Consider the following 18,797-nt stretch of genomic DNA (forward strand, 5'->3'; position numbering starts at 1 on the left):
ATTGATGGTTAGTAATAATTGGTGAAAAATGGGCTGCTGGCTGAGTGGGTGGTCCGGCAGTGGAGTGGTGCGTGAATGAGCTGCGGAAGAGGTTGCCTCTGCAAGGGCAGCATCTTCCGTAGCTCCCGCGGCCGGTCAATGCTAGCCGGTACGTACCTTGGATCCAGCTTCCTTTCCGTTCAAACCCACTTCCCAACTTTCCCGCAATTCATGTCAGCCAGCCAGGTCTTCATCATTATGGGCGTATCGGGCAGTGGCAAAACCACCGTGGGCCGCCTGCTAGCCCAGAAGCTCAGCCTGTCATTCTTTGATGCCGACGACTTTCACTCGCCCGAAAACATAGCCAAAATGCAGGGCGGTACCCCGCTCACCGACGACGACCGACAGGGCTGGCTAACCAGCCTGGCTGCCAGCATTCAGGAGTGGAGCCAGGGCAAAGGCGCTGTGCTGGCCTGCTCCGCCCTGAAGGAAAAGTACCGTCAGGAGCTCAGCGCCGCTGCTTCTCAGCCTATTGCCTGGACACTCCTGGATGGTTCGCTGGAACTGGTGCGCCGGCGGCTGGAAGGGCGGCAAGGCCACTACATGAACCCGGCGCTGCTAGACTCGCAGTTTGCCACTCTGGAGCGGCCGGCCTATGCGCTACGCCTGCCCATCGATGCCGCCCCGGAATACCTGGTAAGCCGGATAGTTGCTCACTTCAGCCCGGCCGATTCGCCAGCTTAATGTCCACCATTGCCCTTGACTTTATTTAGCCCAAGTAAGTTTCCCGTATGCCCTTTCTGATTCTGCTACTGGCCGTGCTGGCGTTGATTGGGCTCATCAGCTGGGCGAAAGTGCATCCGTTTCTGGCGTTTCTGCTGGTTTCGCTCGGGGTCGGTTTAGCCCTGGGCCTGCCGACGGCTAAGCTGCTAGGGGCCGTGTCGCAGGGCCTGGGCGAAACCCTGGGCTCGGTGCTTATTGTCATTGTGCTGGGCGCTATGCTGGGCAAAATCGTGGCCGAAAGCGGGGCTGCCCAGCAGATTGCCGCCGCCCTAATCAGCGCCTTCGGCACCCGCTACATTCAGTGGACGCTCATGGTCGTGGGCTTTATCATCGGCATTCCGCTGTTCTACAACGTGGGCTTTGTACTGATGATACCGCTCATCTTCTCGGTGGTCTACAAGTACAAGCTGCCGGCCGTATTCGTAGGCCTGCCCATGCTGGCGGCGCTTTCCGTGATGCACGGGTTTTTGCCGCCTCACCCGTCGCCCACGGCCCTGGTGGCCCAGTTTCACGCCGACCTGGGCCTGACCTTCTGCTACGGCCTGCTCATTGCCATACCGGCCATTATCCTGGCCGGGCCCGTGTACGCGCACACGCTGCGCAATATCGTAGCCGTGCCCCTGGCGGGGTTCGTGGCCGATACCCGCCCCGAAAGCGCCTTGCCGGGCCGGCTGAACAGCTTTCTGTCGTCGTTGCTGCCCGTACTGCTGCTGGCCCCGGTGCTGGGCTTGCAGGCCGTGCTTCCCGCCGGCAACGCCGCGGCCCCGGTGCTGACGTTTCTGGCCGAGCCGGTGGTAGCTATGCTGCTTTCCGTTGGCGTTGCTACTATTACCCTGGGCACTAGGCAGGGCAAGAGCCTGGCGGCGGTAATGGACGCGTATTCGGCCTCGGTGAAGGATGTAGCGCTGATTCTGCTCATCATCGGTGGGGCGGGAGCCTTCAAGCAGGTGCTGGTGGCCAGTGGCATCAGCGGGGCCATAGCCGCGGGTCTGCTCGATACCGGAGTGCCGCCGCTGCTGCTGGGCTGGCTGATTGCCGCCGCCATCCGGGTGAGTCTGGGCTCGGCCACCATTGCCGGCCTGACGGCCGCTGGCGTGATGCTGCCCACCATGGCCCAGTCGCACGCCAACCCCAACCTGATGGTGCTTTCCATCGGGGCGGGCAGCCTGCTGTTGTCGCACTTCAACGACGCGGGCTTCTGGCTTTTCAAAGAGTACTTCAACCTTTCCGTGCGCGACACGCTGCGCTCTTGGACGGTGATGGAAACCATTGTGTCGGTGGTCGGGCTGGCGGGTGTGCTGCTGCTCGACTGGCTACTGCCGCTGATGTAGTAGCTGCTGAATCCAGCAGTTACCTTGTCATAAGTCAACGAAAAGGCCGCTCCGGAGTCCCGAAGCGGCCTTTTCGTTGACTTAAAAAACAGCTTAGAAGCCGCCCTGACCCGTAATGTTCAGGTTCTCGCCGGTGTCCACGCCCATAAAGGGGTAGCGGTAGTCGACGGGCGTCACGAAGGTTTCCTTGATGGCGCGCGGCGACACCCAGCGCAGCAGGTTTAGCATGGAGCCGGCCTTGTCGTTGGTGCCGGAGGCACGGGCCCCGCCGAAGGGCTGCTGACCAACTACCGCGCCGGTGGGCTTGTCGTTGATGTAGAAGTTGCCGGCCGCGTGCACCAGCTTTTTCGAGGCCAGGTCAATGGCGTAGCGGTCCTGAGCGAAGATAGCGCCGGTCAGGGCGTAGGGCGAGGTGCCGTCCACCAGGTCCAGGGTCTTTTCGAAATCCTGGGAATCGTAGACGTGCAGGGTCAGCACGGGGCCAAACAGCTCCTCGCACATGGTCACGTACTGCGGGTTCTTGGTCACAATCACCGTGGGCTCGATGAAGTAGCCTTTCGACTTATCATGGCCGCCGCCGGCAATGATTTCCACCGAGTCGTCGGCCTTGGCGGCATCAATGTAGCGGGCCAGCTTGTCGAAGGAAGCCTCGGTAATAACGGCGTTGACGAAGTTGGAGAAGTCTTCCACGTCGCCCATCTTGATGGACTTCAGATCTTCCTGCACATAGCCTTTCACCTCGTCCCAGATGTTGCTGGGAATGTAGGCGCGGGAGGCCGCCGAGCACTTTTGCCCCTGGTATTCGAAAGCGCCGCGGGTAATAGCCGTGGCTACCTGCCGGGGGTGAGCCGAGTGGTGGGCCAGGATAAAGTCCTTGCCGCCTGTTTCACCCACGATGCGCGGGTAGCTTTTGTACTTGTGGATGTTCTGGCCGATGGTCTTCCAGATGTTCTGGAACACGCCGGTAGAGCCGGTGAAGTGGATGCCGGCAAAGTCGCGGTGGTTGAAGATAACGTCGCCGGTGACGGGGCCGTCCACATACACCAGGTTGATGACGCCGTCGGGCACGCCAGCTTCTTTGAAGAGCTCCATCAGCACCTGAGCCGAGTAGATCTGGGTGTAGGCGGGCTTCCACACCACCACGTTGCCCATCATGGCTACCGAGGCGGGCAGGTTGGCGGCAATGGAGGTGAAGTTAAACGGCGTCAGGGCAAACACGAAGCCTTCGAGGGGGCGCTGCTCCAGGCGGTTCCACATGCCGGGCAGGCTCTCGGGCTGCTGCTTGTAGATTTCCTGCATGAAGAACACGTTGAAGCGGAAAAAGTCGATCAGCTCGCAGGCCGCGTCGATTTCTGCCTGATAGGCGTTCTTGCTCTGGCCCAGCATGGTGGCGGCATTGATACGGGCCCGGTAGGGGCCAGCCAGCAGCTCGGCGGCTTTCAAGAAGATGGAAGCGCGGTGCTCCCAGGGCAGTTCAGCCCACTGGGTGCGGGCAGCCAGGGCGGCGTCGATGGCCTGCTGCACGTGCGAGGCGTCGCCCTCGTGGAAGTAGCCCAGGGTGTGCTGATGGTCGTGGGGCGGACTGATGCGCTGGGTGTTGCCGGTGCGAACTTCCTGGCCACCGATGTGCATCGGAATATCGACCTGCTGCTTCTTGAGGTCTTTGAGAGCCTGCTGCAGCTCGGCACGCTCCTTGGAGCCGGGCGCGTAGCCTTTGACGGGTTCGTTGATCGGGGTCGGGACGTTGAAAAAGCCGTTGGCCATAGCGGGGAGTGGTTGGAGGTATGTTTTCGAAGGGGTGGTAAGGCAAAGGTAACGCCCCGCCGCGTTTCGCCGCGTGGCGGCGCCGCGGTTGCCCGGCAGCTCACCCCGAATAGGGCCCACTAAGCAGCGGAGGCTGTTGCAGAATGGACAACGGACTGTGCTGCGTTTCAGAGGGCATTGTAAACATCTACAACGGCCTCCGATATCTATTTTAATGCCTTGTAAGTTGTGCAACGGCCCCAAGCCACGTGTCGGATGGCATTGTAAACGTTTACAACACCATCCGACACGTGTCTTAGGACCTTGTAGGTCGTGCAACGGCTTCCGACACCCTGGTCGGGCCAGCCAAATTACAGCAGCGGCAGCACCTGCTGCTCCACCTGCCGCCGCAGCTGCTCGCGCGAACCCACGTTGTGCAGCACGGCCGTAAACTGCCCGTAGGTGTCCATCACCGTTTCGCTGGGGTGGTTGTCGTCGCGGGTACCGTCGCCCTGCTGCTTCAGCGGGTCGCCTTCCACGCGCAGCATGATGCCGCCTCGGTCCAGAATGGGCTGGGCCTCGTTGGGAAAGCGCACGTCGGGCACGAGCACGCACTGGCCGGGCGGCAGGCGGGCAAAGAAGGCCTTGACCCAGATTTCGTAGTCCCAGGCCCGCAGCGCTCCGCCTACTTGCTGCAGCATCTCGCCGCGGGTGCGGCCAAAATCGGGCAGCAGCTCGGCCTTGCCGCGCTGCTGGTAGTAGGGGGCGGTTTCTTCGCCGGCCAGCGTGGCGCACACAGCCTTGATGGCGTCGCCGAAGGAGAGGATCTGCCAGTTGCGCTCAGGCTGAAGCTGTTGTAGCAGGCGGGCCACGGTGTCTTTGCCGCTGCCGCGCTTGCCGGAAAGGCCAATAAGCTGAACCATCGAAAGTGGGGAGAAAGGAAAAGGCGCAAGGTCCGATGGGTTTTGCTGTCTTCCTATTACTAGGCTGATTTTTAGCCTGCTCCGGTCCTCGGCCGGAGGATAGTCGCAAAAGATAGTGGGCGCCTTACGTTTTGTTGGTGAAAATGTTTTGTGCAATTTGATGCTGTGGAAATCCAAGCCTTCGGCTGCCCGCCGGTTTGGTACGTTTCCTCTCTGCTTCGCCATCCCACTTATTGCGCTATTTGCTTATGAAACACCTCTACCATTTTCATCCCAATTTGGTCCTTCGTACCCCAGCCGCCCCCTTCGACAGCAGCTTTGATGGGGCGCAGCTGCAAAGCCAGCTCCAGGATGCCGGGTTTATGGAAGCTCTGTACCTGGCCTCCCCCGATTTGTGCCAGGAGTGCCGCAAGTGGCAGAGCGGGGAGTTCACAGACCCCAGGAAAATTGAGAAGCTGCAAAGTACCGTAGCGCGCTACTACGCCCGCATGAGCAGCCGTTGCACACCGTTTGGGCTGTTTGCAGGGTGTTCCGTGCTCAGCTGGGGCCCGGAAAGCCGCATGGTTTTGGCGCCCGAGCACAACTCCCGCCACACCCGGCTCGACATGCACTACCTGTGCGCCCTGGCGTACCAAATTTCGGAGTTGTCGGCTGTGAAGGAGCGGATCCGGTATTTTCCCAACACCAGCATTTACCAGATCGGGCAGGAAGTGCGCTACATCGAGCACCGCTTCGTGCAGGAAGAGCGGGTGCACCAGATCAGCTCGGCCGCCGCTACCAGCACCTTGCTGCAGGTTATCGAAGCTAGCAGGGAAGGCCTGACCTGCCTGGCATTGGCCCAATTGCTGGCCGACAACGACGACGAGCTGCCCGCCGCCCAGGCCTACATAGAGCAGTTGATTCAGGCTCAGGTGCTGGTCAGTGAGCTGGAGCCAACCGTTACGGGACCCGAGTTTTACACCCACCTGCAAACCGTGCTGGCCCGCCTGCAGGCTGCGGCACCCGATGCGGGTATCCAGTCTTTGCAAAACACCCTGAAGCACGTAGCGGAGCTGCTTGGTACGCTCGACCAGAACGCGGTAAACCCGGCCGCCGCCTACGAGCAAATCGTGGACGCGCTGCTGCCCCTGGGTATCCCGATCCAGAAGAACAAGCTGTTTCAGACCGATTCCATCCGCGGGCTGCAGCCGGGGGCCACGCTTAGTGCCGCCGTGCAGGAGCAGCTGCTCGAAGCCCTGGACGTGTTGACTTACCTGGCCACGCCCCACCGCAACGAGCGGCTCGAAGACTTTAAAGAACGGTTTCAGGCCCGCTACGAAGGCCAGGCCGTGCCCTTGCTCGAAGCCCTCGACAATGAAAGCGGCCTGCGCTACTCCGACTTTGGCAAAAGCACCTACTCACCGCTGGTGCACGATCTGGCCTTGAGCGGGCAAAGCAGCAAGGCCCGCTCCCTGCGCCAAAACGAGGTGCAGCACTTCATGTACCAGAAGCTGCGCGAGGCCGACCGCAACCATCAGTACAGCGTGGAAATAACCCGGGCCGAGGTGCAGGGCTTCACGGCCGTAGCTAATCCACTGCCCCCATCGCTGCCGGTCATGTTTCGTCTGCTGGATGAAGGCCGTATCCTGCTTGAAAATGCGGGCGGCTCCAGCGCCGTCAACCTGCTGGGCCGTTTTGCCCACGCCGACGGCCGTGTAGAGCAGATTATCCGGGAAGTGACCCGTCATGAGCAAGACCAGAACCCGGCCGTAATCTTTGCCGAAATTGCCCACCTGCCGGTAAGTCGTGTGGGCAACATCCTGCTGCGCCCTGCCTTTCGGGACTTCGAAATTCCCTACCTGGCGCAATCGGGCCGGCCGGTGGAAGGCCAGATCCGGCTGCAGGACCTGACTCTGGCCATGCAGGGCCAGCAGCTGGTACTCCGTTCCAAGGTTACCAACCAGATTATCGTGCCCCGCCTGAGTACGGCCCACAATTTCGGCCATCAGGCTCTGCCGGTCTACGAGTTTTTGTGCGACCTGCAAACCCAGGGTCTGCAGCACCAGTTGGGCTTTTCGTGGAGCGCGGTGTCGCTCTACGCCAAATTTTTGCCCCGCCTTACCTTCCGCCAGGTAGTGCTGCAGCCCGCCTCCTGGCAACTCGACCGCGCCGACCTGCGCGACCTGCTCGCGGCTTCCGCGGCCGATATGGAGGCAAGCCTGCTCGAATTCCGCCGCCGCTGGCAGCTGCCGCGCTTCTTTACCCTGGCCGACGGCGATAATGAGCTGCTGGTTGACGCCGACAACCCGACCAGCGTGGCCGTGTGGCTGGCCGCTATTCGCAGCCGGCCCATGGTTAAGCTCAAGGAATTCCTATTTGCAGGGGACGCCAGCCCCGTGCAGGACGCCCAGGGGCGGGCCTATGTGCATCAGCTGGTGGCCTTGCTGCTGCGCAAGGCGCCCTGCTACACGGCTCTGGGCAAAACCCAGGCCAGCCAGCAGGCCGAGGTTGTCAGGGAGTTTTCGATGGGCTCCGAGTGGCTGTACTACAAGTTCTACTGCGGGCAGAAAGTGGCCGACCGGGTGCTGATCGACGTTATCCGGCCCCTGACCGAGGAGTTGCTGCGGCAAGGGCTGATTGACAAGTGGTTTTTCATCCGCTACGCCGACCCGGACAACCACATCCGCCTGCGGCTGCACCTGCCCGACGTGCAGCGCATCGGCAACATCGTGCACTTGGTGAATGCCTGTGTGCAGCCCTACGTGAGCAACGGCTACATCTGGAAAACCCAGATTGACACCTACCGGCGCGAACTGGAACGCTACGGCTCGAGCAGCATGGAACTGTCCGAATCCTTGTTCTTCGAGGACAGCCGGGCCGTGCTGGCCATGATGGCCGAAACCGCCGGCGACGACAGCGCCAACCTCTGGGTATGGGGCCTGCACCAGATTGACGAGCTGCTCGATGCCTTCGACTACCCGCTGGCGGACAAGCTGAGTTTGCTGCACTCGCTCAAGGAAAGCTTCGGCCGCGAGTTTGGCATGGACAAAAGCCTGAAGCTGCAGCTCGACGCCAAGTACCGCAGCTTCCGCCCCACGATTCAGCAGGCCCTGTGGCAGCAGGAACTCACGGGCGGTACCACTCACAAGCAGCGCGTACGCTACATTGCCCAGCAGATCAATGGCCTAAACCGGCGCGGAGAGCTGGATGTGGAATTGCCTAGCCTGCTCGGTAGCTACATTCACATGCTGCTCAACCGCCTGATTCCAGTGGATGCCCGCCTGCACGAAATGGTGCTCTACGACTTTCTGCACCGGCAGTATCAGTCGCAGCAGGCCCTGCAGAAGAGCGCGCAGATTACAGCTTAGCGCTTACTTTTTGCCGCCCATTACCTTTTCCTGCAACGCCTCGAAAAAGGCGTTGCGGTAGGTTTCGCCCAGGGGAACGTACGCCTTCATGTCCTTAAACAGAATCTGGTTGCCGTCCAGGGCCTTGATTTTGTTTAAGGACACGATGTAGGACTTGTGCACCCGCATGAAGTTTTTGGGCGGTAGCCGGTCTTCCAGGTCCTTGATATTCAGCAAGGTCACAATTCGGTCGTCGGCGGTATTGATGGAAATGTAGTTTTTCATTCCTTCCACGAACACGATTTCGTCGAAGTTGACCTTGGTCATCTTGCCCTTGCTTTCCGTCTTCACGAAAATGTAGTCATCCTCTTTCTCGGCCGGCTGCCAGCGCGCGGTGCTATCCATGGAGGTGTTCAGGGCTTTCTGGGCGGCTTTTAGGAACCGCTCGAAGGCAATGGGCTTGAGCAGGTAGTCGAGGGCTTCCAGCTCGAAGCCTTCCACGGCAAATTCGCTGTAGGCGGTAGTCAGAATTACTTTGCTTTTGCCTTTAAGTAGGCGCATGAAGTCCAGACCCGAAATCTGGGGCATATGGATGTCTAGGAAAATCAGGTCGATGGCCTGGTCCTGCACCATGCTCAGGGCCTCAATTGGGTTGGTAGTACTGCCTGCCAGCGTCAGGAAAGGCGTTTTCTCGATGAAGGTCTTTAGAATGTCAATGGCACCCTGTTCGTCATCCACTATCAGGCAGGAAATCATAGGGCTAGAGGTCAATGGTGAGTTGGCAGGTGTAGAACTCCGGGTCGTTGGTTACGACCAGCGTATAGCGGTCCGGATAAACAAGGTCCAATCTTTTCTGAGTATTTACAAGTCCGATGCCCGTGGTTTTCTCCTTGGGACCATGCCGTTTCTTGTTGGAAGTCAAAAAGTGCAGCCGGTTGTTTTCGGTTTTGATTTGAATAAGCAGCGGCGCGTCCGGGTCGTTTAGCTCGCCGTGCTTAAAGCAGTTTTCAACGAAGGTTATCAGGATCAGGGGCAGAATCATCAGAAACTGCAGGCTGCCGATTACCTCGAAGCGAATCTGCAGGCGGTTGCTGAAGCGCAGCTGGTTGATGGCAATGTAGTTCTGCAGGTGCTGCACCTCCTTTTCCAGCATCACCTTGCCGTTGTTGTCGTCGTCTTTGAGGGCGTAGCGCATGATGTCCGACAGCAGCAGAATGCCCTTGGCCGTGTCTTCGGAGTGGGGGTAGGCCTGGGCGTATAGGAAATTCAGGGCGTTGAAAAGGAAATGGGGGTTGATCTGGCTTTTAAGAAAGGCCAGGTCGGCTTCCATCAGGCTGCGCTCGGCGGTGCGCAGCTGCTCCTCGTTGAGGCGCTTCTGCTTTTCGAGCCGGACGGCATTGCGCGAAAACCAGTAGCCGAAGCTGAGCAGCAGAAAGTATACTCCCCGATAAAGCGTGATTCCCCAGAACAGCTTAGCCGTGGTGTAAGGATAGTGCAGATCCTGGGTAACCTGGGGCAGCACGTAAACCGTGGTGGCGTAGCGCAGCGCCCCGTAAAAGGCCAGCAGCAGCAAGACTGACGCGGCGTAGGACGCATAGGCGCGGCGGGCAAAGAAGTACGGCAGCAGTACTAAGCTGTTGACATAAAACAGGAAGGCAAAAAGGGAGAAATAGAGGCCCGTCTCCCAAAAATTAATAGTTAGATTGTTCGAAATCAGCAGAAATGCCGACTCGTAGCCAATGTAGCCTATCCAGATGAGCAGATGGGTTAGAACAGACTTAGCCTTGAATGGACGGGAGAGCATGCGAATTCGTCAGATGAGCCGCTGGCGGAAGCAAGATGCTTGCGCAGCGGACAAAGAAAAAAAGCGAGGCGGAACCAGGCAGGAAGGTACCGCGAAAATTCAGGGTTGGTGTATCTGAACCCTGGGTTGGTGTAATATTTTACCAGCTTCCGAACCCTGCTAGTATGTTTGTTTCACTCTACAGCGCATCACAACAATACTTTCATACTCACCACTTCTTGCTCTGAATTCCTATGAAAAACCTCGACACGACCGCCAAATTCGACTTCAAGAAAACTACCATCACCGTGTTCAGCAAGCAGCCTTCCACCCAGGCCAACTTCCTGCTCAGTGACGACGGCGAAACCTCAAGCCTGCCCTGCGCCACTGTGATCCTGACGGGCATCTTTACCGGCTCGAGCTGCTAACGCTCCCGGTTTCCCGACTGGACTCACCACAACAGCCTTAGACGGAGGGAAGAAGTCCTTGTGCGCCGGCACAAGGGCTCTTTCACGAGTCACTATAAGTACCTATCGATTACCCTTATTTCGGAGATAAGTAGCAGAGCCGGGCTTGACGTTTACTCTCCTTTCACGAATAGTAAAATGGTGAAGCCTTATTTATCATCGGTGCATAAGGACAAAGACAGCCTGGTGACCGGCTGGCGCGATATCCACAGCATTATTGCCAATAAGAGCCGGGCCGGCACCAGTATTGCCGAGTTGCTGGGCTACGCCGCGTATTACTATGCCGTGTACCGGGCTTTTGGGCAGGAGCAGGATGCCCTGCGGGCCAAAGAACTGCTTAGTCAGCTGCTGGTCCTGCTGGTGCCCCGGGGAGCCGACCCGTGGGCTGCTTCGCAGCTGGACGAGGTAGTTATGCTGGCCTGGCTCCACGCCGAATTGGTGCAGCACGCCGTGCTCGACAAGCAAACCGCGGACCCACTTGCCGAGTGGGACGTGCGTCTGCTTACCGAAGCTACCACGCTGCTTGAAAATGCCAGCCTTAACCGGACTGCCTTGCTGCGCATCGTGCGCTACTTCTACCTGCGTTTGCCGGAGCAGCTGACTGCCGACCAATGGCAGCAGGTAACGGGGCTGGTGGAGCGGATGCTGGCCGAAAAAGTTCTGGGCTTTCCGGGAGGCGCTGCGGCCGGGCCAGAACCGGGCGCGGCGCCTACGCGCCTGGGCCTGGCCGACGGGCTGGCCGGGGAGCTGCTGCTGCTAGTACAGCTGGCCGAGCGCGGAACCCTACGCGCGGGCATTATGGAGCAGGTACGGCAGGGAATTCTCTACATCCTGGCGGCCAAGCGGGAGGTCGATTTCTCGGAGAAGAAGTTCGCCATCTTTCCCGACCAGATCGGGCACGACCAGGAAGACGACCCCACCTTCAGCAACGAACTCAGCTGGCGCGCCGGTGACCTGGGCCAGGCCTTGCTTTTCTACAAAGGCTACGAGTTGCTGCAAGATGCCGAGCTGGTGCGCTTGGCCGAACTGGTGGGCCTCAATACGCTGCTGCGCACCGACGTGCGCGCTACCGCCGTCACCACGGCCGAGTTTGGCACCGGCGCGGCCGGTGTGGCCCATCTCTACCGCAAGCTCTATCAGCTCAGCGGGCACGAGGCCTACCGCAAAGGCTACACCCACTGGCTAACCCAGACCCGCAGCTGGCTGACCCACGAGCTGCACACAGGCTTTTACCAGCACCGCGAGCATGACCTGCGCCAGGGCCTGGTAGGTGTGGGATTGGTGCTGCTCTCGGCCATCAGTGAGCAGGAGCTGAGCTGGGACCGGGCGCTGCTGTAAGCAGGTTTACTACCAGTTGAAGAATCTTGCCCCGCCCGAAACCACACTTTCGGGGCGGGGCGTTTTACAGAATGTCGCGCAGCTCGCTTAGGCAGCTGATTTCGTAGGTAATGCTGGCAAAGTGGCGGCGCTTGTCCGGGTTGAAGTACACCTGGTCGATGCCCGCATTGTAGGCGCCCAGCACGTCGCACTCCAGATTGTCGCCTATCATCAGGCTTTCGGCGGCGGTGGCTCCGGTGCGTTCCAGGGCATGGCGGAACATGCGGGCGTCGGGCTTGAGAAAGCCGCTGCACTCGGAGGTAATTACTTCCTGAAAGTAGTCAGTCAGCTTCGAGGAGGTGAGCTTGATGTGCTGAATGTCCTTGAAGCCATTGGTAATCAAGTGCATCGTGTACTTGCCTTGCAGGTAGTCGAGCACCTCGTGGGTGAAGGGAAACACGGCCGACTTCTGCGGTAGTATATCGGTAAACTGCTGGGAGATGTTGAAAGGCACGTCGGCCTCATCCACGCCGAGCTTGCTGAGCGTGCGCACAAACCGGATGCTACGTAGCTGCTGCTGGCTGATTTTGTTATTCTGATACAGCCGCCACAGTGCGTGGTTCACATCGCGGTACCGGCTGATAAACTCCTCGACGGTGAACGTGCCGAAGCGGCCCAGGTCGTGGAGGTCGAAGAGGGTGCGTAGGGTTTCTTCGGCGTTCTTCTCAAAGTCCCAGAGCGTGTGGTCCAGGTCGAAGAAGAGGTGGCGGTAAGGCTTCATAAAAGTGTAAGCTCAGGAATGACAAGCAAATAGCTTCACTTTAAAGGGAAGCCAGAATGCGGGTTCATCGGCAATAGTATCAGTGTAAGCAGCTACCTGTTGGCAGTCTGCCGGCTTTGTGAATAAGCCGTATGTATTCAGCGCGATGCCAAAGGTATGTTGGTATTCAGCTTCCAGTACGTGGTAGGAAAAAGGTTCGTAGCCGCCAAAGTCCAGCAGTCCTAACAAATCAAAACCAATTTCCTCTCCGGCGCTTGGTTCCACCACCTGCTGACCTAATAGGGTACGTAGGTCGGTCCATTCAGTGCCATTATTGGGCTGAAGCCAAGTCAAAGCGGCGGCGTAGTACTCTTCGTGCAGAAATATTCCCAGCAGCTTCACCCCGGGCAATGCCGCTAAGAACTTGTGTTTGAATTCAAAGGCCTTTTCCTGACTAAGAAAAAAGCCCGGCCAACCGTAATTGCCTTGCCCAAACTCGGCTTCAATCCAAGTGTGCAGACTGGCTAGTTCCTCCGGCAATGGGCTATAGGCTTTGGGAACTTGTCGGTTGCTATATGCCCATTTGAAGCCCCAAATGCCAGGATAAACGTGGCTGATGTATGTGCTGACTGACCAAGAACGGTTTGTGAAAGTATGGCCGTTGACCGTTCCTTGCTCATGCTTGGGAATGACCAAGTAGTAGCCAGCAGTATAATACATGTTAGTCGAGCAACAGTCTTTTTACAACCCGGCCGTCGAGCAAATGATTCTGCACGATGTCGGCCGCGTCCTTGGGCTTTACGTCGCCGTAGAGCGTGCCCTCGGGGTAAATGATGACGGCCGCGCCGGGGCCTTTCTTGCAGTGCTTACACACGTCGAGGCAGTTGCAGGTCTGGACCCGGGTTTTGTGCTTTACGCCACCCAGGAGCAGACTTTTGAGGCCCTGCTTCTTGATTTCAATTTTGAGGGCGCGGGCCACGTCCTTGCCGATTTCGTCTTTTTGGTTGTTGCACACAAACAGGTGGTAGGCCAGCGTCATAAGGGAAGGTTGCGTAGAGAGTAAGCCAGTGGCGCGCGGTTTAGGGCATGCCGGTCCAGCGGCGGTTTTGGAGCTTGTACGCGGCCAGCTCCCGGTTCGACCACAGCGTCTGGTAAATCTGCTGGTCGCGGGTGAGCTGGGCGTCCTTTTCCATGAAGGCCAACAGTTGGACCACCAAATCGGCTACTTCGTCTTTGATAAAGTAGAAAGCCCAGTTGTCGAGTCGCCGAAAATTCACCAAACCTGCATTTTTTAGATACAATAATTGCCGGGACGTTTTGGTTTGGGTGAAATCGAGCACCTGTTCCAGGTCGGAAATGCACATTTCCTGGTTGCGCCACAGCAAATGCAGGATGCGCACGCGCGAGTCGTCCCCAAAAGCTTTGAATAGTTGCTGACCAAATGCAACGCTGAAGTGTTTTAGGCGCATCTTTTGTCTGAAAGGCGAAGCAGGCCCGTGGGCCGGGGTGGGAACAAATTTACACCAACCCGGGCTTACACCTCCAAAGAGCCGTATTATTGTAGTCTGTAATGCCTTGTATGTCTGGTAGTGTTCGAATTCCTTTTTCCTGGCTGGTTGTAGGGCTGGTCATGCTGGCCCTGCTGGGGTTGAAGCCCACGCGGGCCCAGGCCCAGGGGCAGCGCCGCGTGGTGCAGTTCACGGGTATCATTGCCACCGGCGACTCCCTGCTGGGCGTGCCCGGCGCCACGGTATTTGTGCCCAAAGCCGGCCGCGGCACGGCTACCAACGCTTATGGCTACTTCTCGCTGCCCGTACTCACCGGCGACAGTATCGTGATTCGCTCCCTGGGCTACCGCAACCAAACAGTGGTGATTCCGCCTGACTACCAGCGTCAGAGCTACTCGGTCATTGTGCAGCTCAAGGAAGACGCGACGATCTTGCCCGAGGTGCGCATCTTTCCCTACGCCACCGAAAAGGAGTTTAAGCGCGCTTTTCTGGCCCTGAAGCTGCCCAAGGAACGGGGCTCGGCCATGGCCGACAACCTGAACGAGCAGGTGCTGCGCCGCATTTTCAACAATGCGCCGGTAACCAGCATGGGCAACTACCGCCAGACCATGCAGAACCAGCAGTACGACCAGGCCCGGCGCATGGGCACCGCGCCCACGCCCCAAACCAACAACCCGCTGCTGAACCCCTTCAGCTGGCTGCAGCTCATCAACCAGATCAAGCAGGGCGAATTCAAGAAGAAAGAAGGCGTCGATTATTAATCGGCTCTGCTGCCCCGGTACCGAAAGCCCGCTCCGCAGCGGGCTTTCTGATTTTTAGGCCCTTACCGGAGTCAGCAAAACCAGCTCAACGGTAACCAGAACGGTCGTTTTCCGGTAAAGGCCAAGGATGCCGTGGCCGCTATATAAAAGCGCTTACCTTGGCTCGTTCCTTTCAGCAAAATCCTATGGATACGAATCTTCCGGTTTCAACTCAGCCCCGCGTCGTCATCGTGGGGTGTGGTTTCGGTGGCCTGCGTCTGGCCAAATCCCTACGCGACGCACCGGTGCAGGTGGTCGTTATTGACCGCAACAACTACCACAACTTCCAGCCCCTGCTGTATCAGGTGGCTACCGGGGCCCTGGAAGCCGACAGCATTGCCTACCCAATTCGCAAGATCTTTGCCGGCCAGAAAAACTTCTTCTACCGCATGGCCGACGTGCAGCGCGTAGACACCGCCAGCAACACGGTGCACACCAGCGTCGGCGACATTCACTACGACTACCTGGTGCTGGCCACGGGCTCCCTCACCAACTTCTTCGGTATTGAAAGCCTGGAGAAAAATGCCATGCAGATCAAGAGCATCCCGAATGCGTTGAACCTGCGCAGCTTTATCTTCCAGAACTTCGAAAAGGCACTGCTGACGGAGAATCCCGAGGAAAAGCAGGCGTTGATGAACATCGTGGTGGTGGGCGGCGGCCCCACGGGCGTAGAAATCAGCGGCTCCCTGGCCGAGATGCGCAAGCACGTGCTGCCCAAAGACTACCCGAGCTGGATCTGAGCAAGATGAAAATCATCCTGGTAGAAGCCGGGGCGGAATTGCTGGGCCCGATGTCAGTGAAGTCGCAGCAGGATGCCATGCGCTACATGCAGGAACTGGGCGTGGAAGTGCGGCTCAATACCCACATCAAAGGCTACGAGAACTGCCGGGCCTACTACTCCGAAACCGACTTTATTCCGACTGAAAACCTGATCTGGGCTGCCGGGGTGAACGGGGCCGCGGTACCGGGCATTCCCGAGGAGCTGGTAGCGCGCAACAAGCGCATCAACGTGAACCAGTGGAACCAGGTGCAGGGCCTACCCAACGTGTTTGCCATCGGCGACGTGGCCAACATGGTAACCGAGGAAATGCCTCGCGGCCTGCCCATGCTGGCGCCCGTGGCCCAGCAGCAGGCCGACCTGCTCGGCGACAACCTGCAGCGCATCATTAAAGGTCAGGCGCCAGTGCCGTTCGTGTACAAGAACAAGGGCGTAATGGCCATCGTAAGCCGCAACAAGGCGGTGGTAGACTTGCCCAAAGACGTGCATTTCAGCGGCATTCTTGGCTGGTTTACCTGGCTGTTTGTGCACTTGATGACGCTCGTGGGCTTCCGCAACAAAGTGGTGGCCTTCGTCGACTGGGCCTTCAGCTACTTCAGCTCCGACCAGGCTCTGCGCCTGATCATCCGTCCCTTCAGCCGCCGCGACGTGAAAGACGACCAGGGCAAGAAAAAAGCCGAACACGCTACCGGTACGCCCCAGTACAACCCCACGCCGCCCGCCATCCAAACCCCAGCCGCGTAGCGGTGAGATGGTGAGATGGTGAGATGGTGAAGTGGTGAGTTTTTCATTCGACTGGCGTGAAAGGCTTATTCTTTCCTGTCATTGCGAGGCGTAAGCCGAAGCAATCCGTTCTCTGAAATGTGCCAAGCGTTCTAATGTAAAAGCCCTTTCCTGTTTGCTACGGGAAAGGGCTTTTTGGTAGAAGGACGATTCGTGCTGCGCAGAGGACGGATTGCCACGGCTGCGCCTCGCAATGACACAGGCAAGTGTCAGCCGAGCAACAAACTCACAAGTTCACCAACTCACCATTTACAGCGCATACTCAGCCAGGGCGCGGCTGATGTCGTGAATGCTGCGGTCGTCGCGGAAGTTTTTGCTGACGGGCTCGGCCTGGCCGCGAATCCAGATTTTGAGTTCGGCATCGAGGTCGAAGTGGCCGGTGGTTTCCATGGAGAACCGCTCGATGCTGCGGTAGGGCACGCTCAGGATTTCCCGCTTTTTGCCCGTCACGCCCTGCTTATCCACCAGGATCAGGCGCTTGTTGGTGAAGATGATCTGGTCGCGGATGATGGCGTAGGCTTTTTCAATCCGCTCCCCGGTGGCCAGAATCTGCGTCAGCTCCTGCTGAAGTTCCTGCGCGTCGTTTTCGGAAGCATTGCCCAGCAGGCCGTCAAGAATTCCCATGAGGTTGAAGGTTTAAGATTATTGGTACGTAACGTTGGTTATTTTCCCTTTTGCTACTAAGAACTTCAGAATTTGGTAGGAATCTACTGGTTTACCCCGTTTGGTAGCAGGTTTCCATTGTTGCGGCATTTCATTTACCGGTCCCAGTACTTGGTTGACTAAGGTTTCAAATTCACCGCGCCCGTCTACATCGGCTAGAATGAGGTAGCCGCCTGCTTTGCCCTCACAGGTTACCAAAAATAGAATACTTGTCATAAAGGCCGCCTTTTGGGCCATCTCACTCGTCAACGGATGCGCGTCAAAATATTTCTGCAGCGCTTCCTTACCACCAGTAAATACCGGATACGAATCGGGTTGTGGGGGCAATGTGCCCAAACGCTTTGCCAGCATATCCGGCGAGGATAAGGGACTATCGGCCGCGGGGGCAAATAAGTTTTTGGGTGTGCAGGCGGTTGCTTTTACGATTTTATCGGTTGGAAACCGAGTTGCCACAGGTAAATCGGCGACTGTTTTGAACCTGAACATCAACGGGGCTTTGGGTTGCTCAAACTGCTTCGGCAGAAAGAAAAGCGTCACGGCGCCGGCATTCTTATACCCTTCAAATGATAGATCTACCTGCGTTAGTGTATCGCGCTTCTCATCAATTTTATACTGTATTTTATCTACATGAAATTTTAAATCGCGGGGGCCTTTTAGGGCATTTAAATAGAAGCCCATATTATGTTTTGCGCGCCCTATCTTAATTGGGTTATCCGGCTCATAGCCATAGGAAGAGTCCCGTGAAACTTCCATTAGCTTCATCGTGCGCTCATTCAGAAATTCCTGTGCTTGTGCCGAAATTCCGCCGCAGAAGAGAAAGGCAAACAGGGCTGTGCGTAATAGCAATGCTCTCATAAGGGCTACAAGATGCACAAAAAAACAGCTGGCTTTCAGCACCCGATAACTGAAGAATAGCGGCACATACGACAGCGGTTACTGCGGCCTGCGTCACCACCGTTCGCTATACTGCGTTTCAGCCAGCCAGAAAGCCGCCGTCCACAATAATCAGCTTGGCGCCCAGCTCGGTGGAAGAGCAGTGGGAGCTCAGCTCATCCGACACCTCGTAGGACATGCCCGGCGTCATCCGAAACGTTTGTCCGTCGGCCAGCTCGGTCAGCAGCTCGCCTTCAGTTACGAAGAGTAAATGACCTTTCTTACACCAGTGGTCGGCCTTATAGCCCGCCGAATACTCTACCATTCGTACCCTTAAACTGCCCAGCTGCATCGTGCGCCAGTAGGCCACGCCGGTTTCGCCGGGGTGCTCGGTGGCGGGAATTTGGGTCCAGTCGGTGACCTGGAAGGGAATGACGGAGGTAGGCATTGAAGTAGGGCCTGGTGGTATCTAGAAAGTGCAAAGAACCGCTAAGAATCGAGCTGCCAGCGCAGGGCCTATAATTTCTGGTCGCCAACTACGCTACTAATTAGCCAGCAAATCCGCGTGTATTCCCGAAGTCCATATCCCATATCAGGTATGAAGCCTAGCTACTAGCTCTGCAATACTGCCGGGCAGTAGTAGATATTACTGGCCGAAGTTAACCTGCTGGCAAGTTGTGGCACCTACATTGGTCAGCCTAAGGTGCGGCACGGGTAAGGGTATCGTGTTTTGGGGACAAAATGCCTCCCGGCCACCTGGTGCCAAGTCGTAGCTGAAATAAATAGTTTCGCCGGACTTGAACCCCTGACCCTGGAGGGTGTAAGGGTCGCCGCCTTCCACGTTCACGGCCGCTACTAGGTTGGTGTGCGGACCGTAGGGCTTGCCAATTGGAAACTGGCTGTCGACCTCAATCAGCAAGCCATCCATGCAGGTGCTCCCGATTACCTTACCGGCGTAGCAAGCGGGCTGCGGGCCGGAT

General features: G+C 57.9%; 20 protein-coding genes. 8 read left to right on the forward strand and 12 right to left on the reverse strand.

The window, feature by feature from the left end:
* The first annotated feature begins 210 nt into the window (after positions 1 to 210).
* Both MUN79_RS08910 and MUN79_RS08915 read left to right on the forward strand, forming a co-directional pair.
* The gene (locus MUN79_RS08910) at positions 211 to 723 is read left to right on the forward strand and encodes a gluconokinase (RefSeq protein WP_244677336.1); all 513 of its coding nucleotides are present in this window, start codon (positions 211 to 213) and stop codon (positions 721 to 723) included.
* A gap of 47 nt (positions 724 to 770) precedes the next feature.
* On the forward strand, positions 771 to 2,093 hold the full coding sequence (locus MUN79_RS08915) for a gluconate:H+ symporter (protein ID WP_244677337.1): 1,323 nt from the start codon (positions 771 to 773) through the stop codon (positions 2,091 to 2,093).
* 93 nt (positions 2,094 to 2,186) lie between these two features.
* Here MUN79_RS08915 and pruA read toward each other — a convergent pair whose 3' ends face one another.
* Positions 2,187 to 3,857 carry an L-glutamate gamma-semialdehyde dehydrogenase gene (pruA, locus tag MUN79_RS08920; RefSeq protein WP_244677338.1) on the reverse strand — a complete coding sequence of 557 codons (1,671 nt, stop codon included), beginning with the start codon at positions 3,855 to 3,857 and terminating at the stop codon, positions 2,187 to 2,189.
* A 350-nt stretch (positions 3,858 to 4,207) separates the two neighbouring features.
* The gene (locus MUN79_RS08925; RefSeq protein WP_244677339.1) at positions 4,208 to 4,759 is read right to left on the reverse strand and encodes a hypothetical protein; all 552 of its coding nucleotides are present in this window, start codon (positions 4,757 to 4,759) and stop codon (positions 4,208 to 4,210) included.
* A gap of 248 nt (positions 4,760 to 5,007) precedes the next feature.
* On the opposite strand from MUN79_RS08925, the gene MUN79_RS08930 reads away from it, so the two are divergent.
* Positions 5,008 to 8,106 (forward strand): lantibiotic dehydratase, encoded by a 3,099-nt coding sequence (locus MUN79_RS08930; protein ID WP_244677340.1) that lies wholly within the window; start codon positions 5,008 to 5,010, stop codon positions 8,104 to 8,106.
* A gap of 3 nt (positions 8,107 to 8,109) precedes the next feature.
* Here the strand turns inward: MUN79_RS08930 and MUN79_RS08935 are convergent, their stop codons facing one another.
* Together MUN79_RS08935 and MUN79_RS08940 are read right to left on the reverse strand one after the other, a co-directional pair.
* Positions 8,110 to 8,841, reverse strand: a complete 732-nt coding sequence (locus MUN79_RS08935) for a LytR/AlgR family response regulator transcription factor (RefSeq protein WP_244677341.1) — start codon at positions 8,839 to 8,841, stop codon at positions 8,110 to 8,112.
* A 4-nt stretch (positions 8,842 to 8,845) separates the two neighbouring features.
* Positions 8,846 to 9,889: a sensor histidine kinase gene (locus MUN79_RS08940; RefSeq protein WP_244677342.1), complete on the reverse strand. Its 1,044-nt coding sequence runs from the start codon at positions 9,887 to 9,889 to the stop codon at positions 8,846 to 8,848.
* A gap of 233 nt (positions 9,890 to 10,122) precedes the next feature.
* Here MUN79_RS08940 and MUN79_RS08945 point away from each other — a divergent pair, with 233 nt between their 5' ends.
* On the forward strand, positions 10,123 to 10,296 hold the full coding sequence (locus MUN79_RS08945) for a hypothetical protein (RefSeq protein WP_244677343.1): 174 nt from the start codon (positions 10,123 to 10,125) through the stop codon (positions 10,294 to 10,296).
* Positions 10,297 to 10,473: 177 nt separating this feature from the next.
* Positions 10,474 to 11,673, forward strand: a complete 1,200-nt coding sequence (locus MUN79_RS08950) for a lanthionine synthetase LanC family protein (RefSeq protein WP_244677344.1) — start codon at positions 10,474 to 10,476, stop codon at positions 11,671 to 11,673.
* A 64-nt stretch (positions 11,674 to 11,737) separates the two neighbouring features.
* On the opposite strand, the gene MUN79_RS08955 is transcribed toward MUN79_RS08950, so the two are convergent.
* The 4 genes from MUN79_RS08955 to MUN79_RS08970 are packed head-to-tail and all read right to left on the reverse strand — an operon-like array spanning position 11,738 to position 13,881.
* Positions 11,738 to 12,433: a YjjG family noncanonical pyrimidine nucleotidase gene (locus tag MUN79_RS08955; RefSeq protein ID WP_244677345.1), complete on the reverse strand. Its 696-nt coding sequence runs from the start codon at positions 12,431 to 12,433 to the stop codon at positions 11,738 to 11,740.
* A 12-nt stretch (positions 12,434 to 12,445) separates the two neighbouring features.
* A complete protein-coding gene (locus MUN79_RS08960) occupies positions 12,446 to 13,132 on the reverse strand; it encodes a hypothetical protein (RefSeq protein WP_244677346.1) in 687 nt (228 codons plus the stop codon).
* Between the two features lies 1 nt (position 13,133).
* Positions 13,134 to 13,451, reverse strand: a complete 318-nt coding sequence (locus MUN79_RS08965) for a (2Fe-2S) ferredoxin domain-containing protein (protein WP_244677347.1) — start codon at positions 13,449 to 13,451, stop codon at positions 13,134 to 13,136.
* A gap of 40 nt (positions 13,452 to 13,491) precedes the next feature.
* Positions 13,492 to 13,881 (reverse strand): ArsR/SmtB family transcription factor, encoded by a 390-nt coding sequence (locus MUN79_RS08970; protein ID WP_244677348.1) that lies wholly within the window; start codon positions 13,879 to 13,881, stop codon positions 13,492 to 13,494.
* Positions 13,882 to 13,991: 110 nt separating this feature from the next.
* Between MUN79_RS08970 and MUN79_RS08975 the strand changes: the two genes are divergently transcribed.
* The 3 genes from MUN79_RS08975 (at position 13,992) to MUN79_RS30785 (ending at position 16,242) form a co-directional block, all read left to right on the forward strand.
* A complete protein-coding gene (locus MUN79_RS08975) occupies positions 13,992 to 14,681 on the forward strand; it encodes a carboxypeptidase-like regulatory domain-containing protein (RefSeq protein ID WP_244677349.1) in 690 nt (229 codons plus the stop codon).
* 185 nt (positions 14,682 to 14,866) lie between these two features.
* Complete coding sequence (locus MUN79_RS30780) at positions 14,867 to 15,460, forward strand: NAD(P)/FAD-dependent oxidoreductase (RefSeq protein ID WP_311136694.1); 594 nt, start codon at positions 14,867 to 14,869, stop codon at positions 15,458 to 15,460.
* Between the two features lie 5 nt (positions 15,461 to 15,465).
* Positions 15,466 to 16,242: an NAD(P)/FAD-dependent oxidoreductase gene (locus MUN79_RS30785; RefSeq protein ID WP_311136695.1), complete on the forward strand. Its 777-nt coding sequence runs from the start codon at positions 15,466 to 15,468 to the stop codon at positions 16,240 to 16,242.
* Positions 16,243 to 16,530: 288 nt separating this feature from the next.
* On the opposite strand, the gene MUN79_RS08985 is transcribed toward MUN79_RS30785, so the two are convergent.
* The 4 genes from MUN79_RS08985 to MUN79_RS09000 all read right to left on the reverse strand — a co-directional run bounded on the left by MUN79_RS08985 (position 16,531) and on the right by MUN79_RS09000 (position 18,745).
* Positions 16,531 to 16,905, reverse strand: a complete 375-nt coding sequence (locus tag MUN79_RS08985; protein ID WP_244677350.1) for a PH domain-containing protein — start codon at positions 16,903 to 16,905, stop codon at positions 16,531 to 16,533.
* 18 nt (positions 16,906 to 16,923) lie between these two features.
* Positions 16,924 to 17,865 carry a hypothetical protein gene (locus MUN79_RS08990; RefSeq protein ID WP_244677351.1) on the reverse strand — a complete coding sequence of 314 codons (942 nt, stop codon included), beginning with the start codon at positions 17,863 to 17,865 and terminating at the stop codon, positions 16,924 to 16,926.
* 52 nt (positions 17,866 to 17,917) lie between these two features.
* Positions 17,918 to 18,265 (reverse strand): DHCW motif cupin fold protein, encoded by a 348-nt coding sequence (locus tag MUN79_RS08995; protein WP_244677352.1) that lies wholly within the window; start codon positions 18,263 to 18,265, stop codon positions 17,918 to 17,920.
* Positions 18,266 to 18,463: 198 nt separating this feature from the next.
* On the reverse strand, positions 18,464 to 18,745 hold the full coding sequence (locus MUN79_RS09000) for a hypothetical protein (RefSeq protein WP_244677353.1): 282 nt from the start codon (positions 18,743 to 18,745) through the stop codon (positions 18,464 to 18,466).
* Between the last annotated feature and the right edge of the window lie 52 nt (positions 18,746 to 18,797).

This window comes from Hymenobacter cellulosilyticus, from assembly GCF_022919215.1.
GTDB lineage: Bacteria > Bacteroidota > Bacteroidia > Cytophagales > Hymenobacteraceae > Hymenobacter > Hymenobacter cellulosilyticus.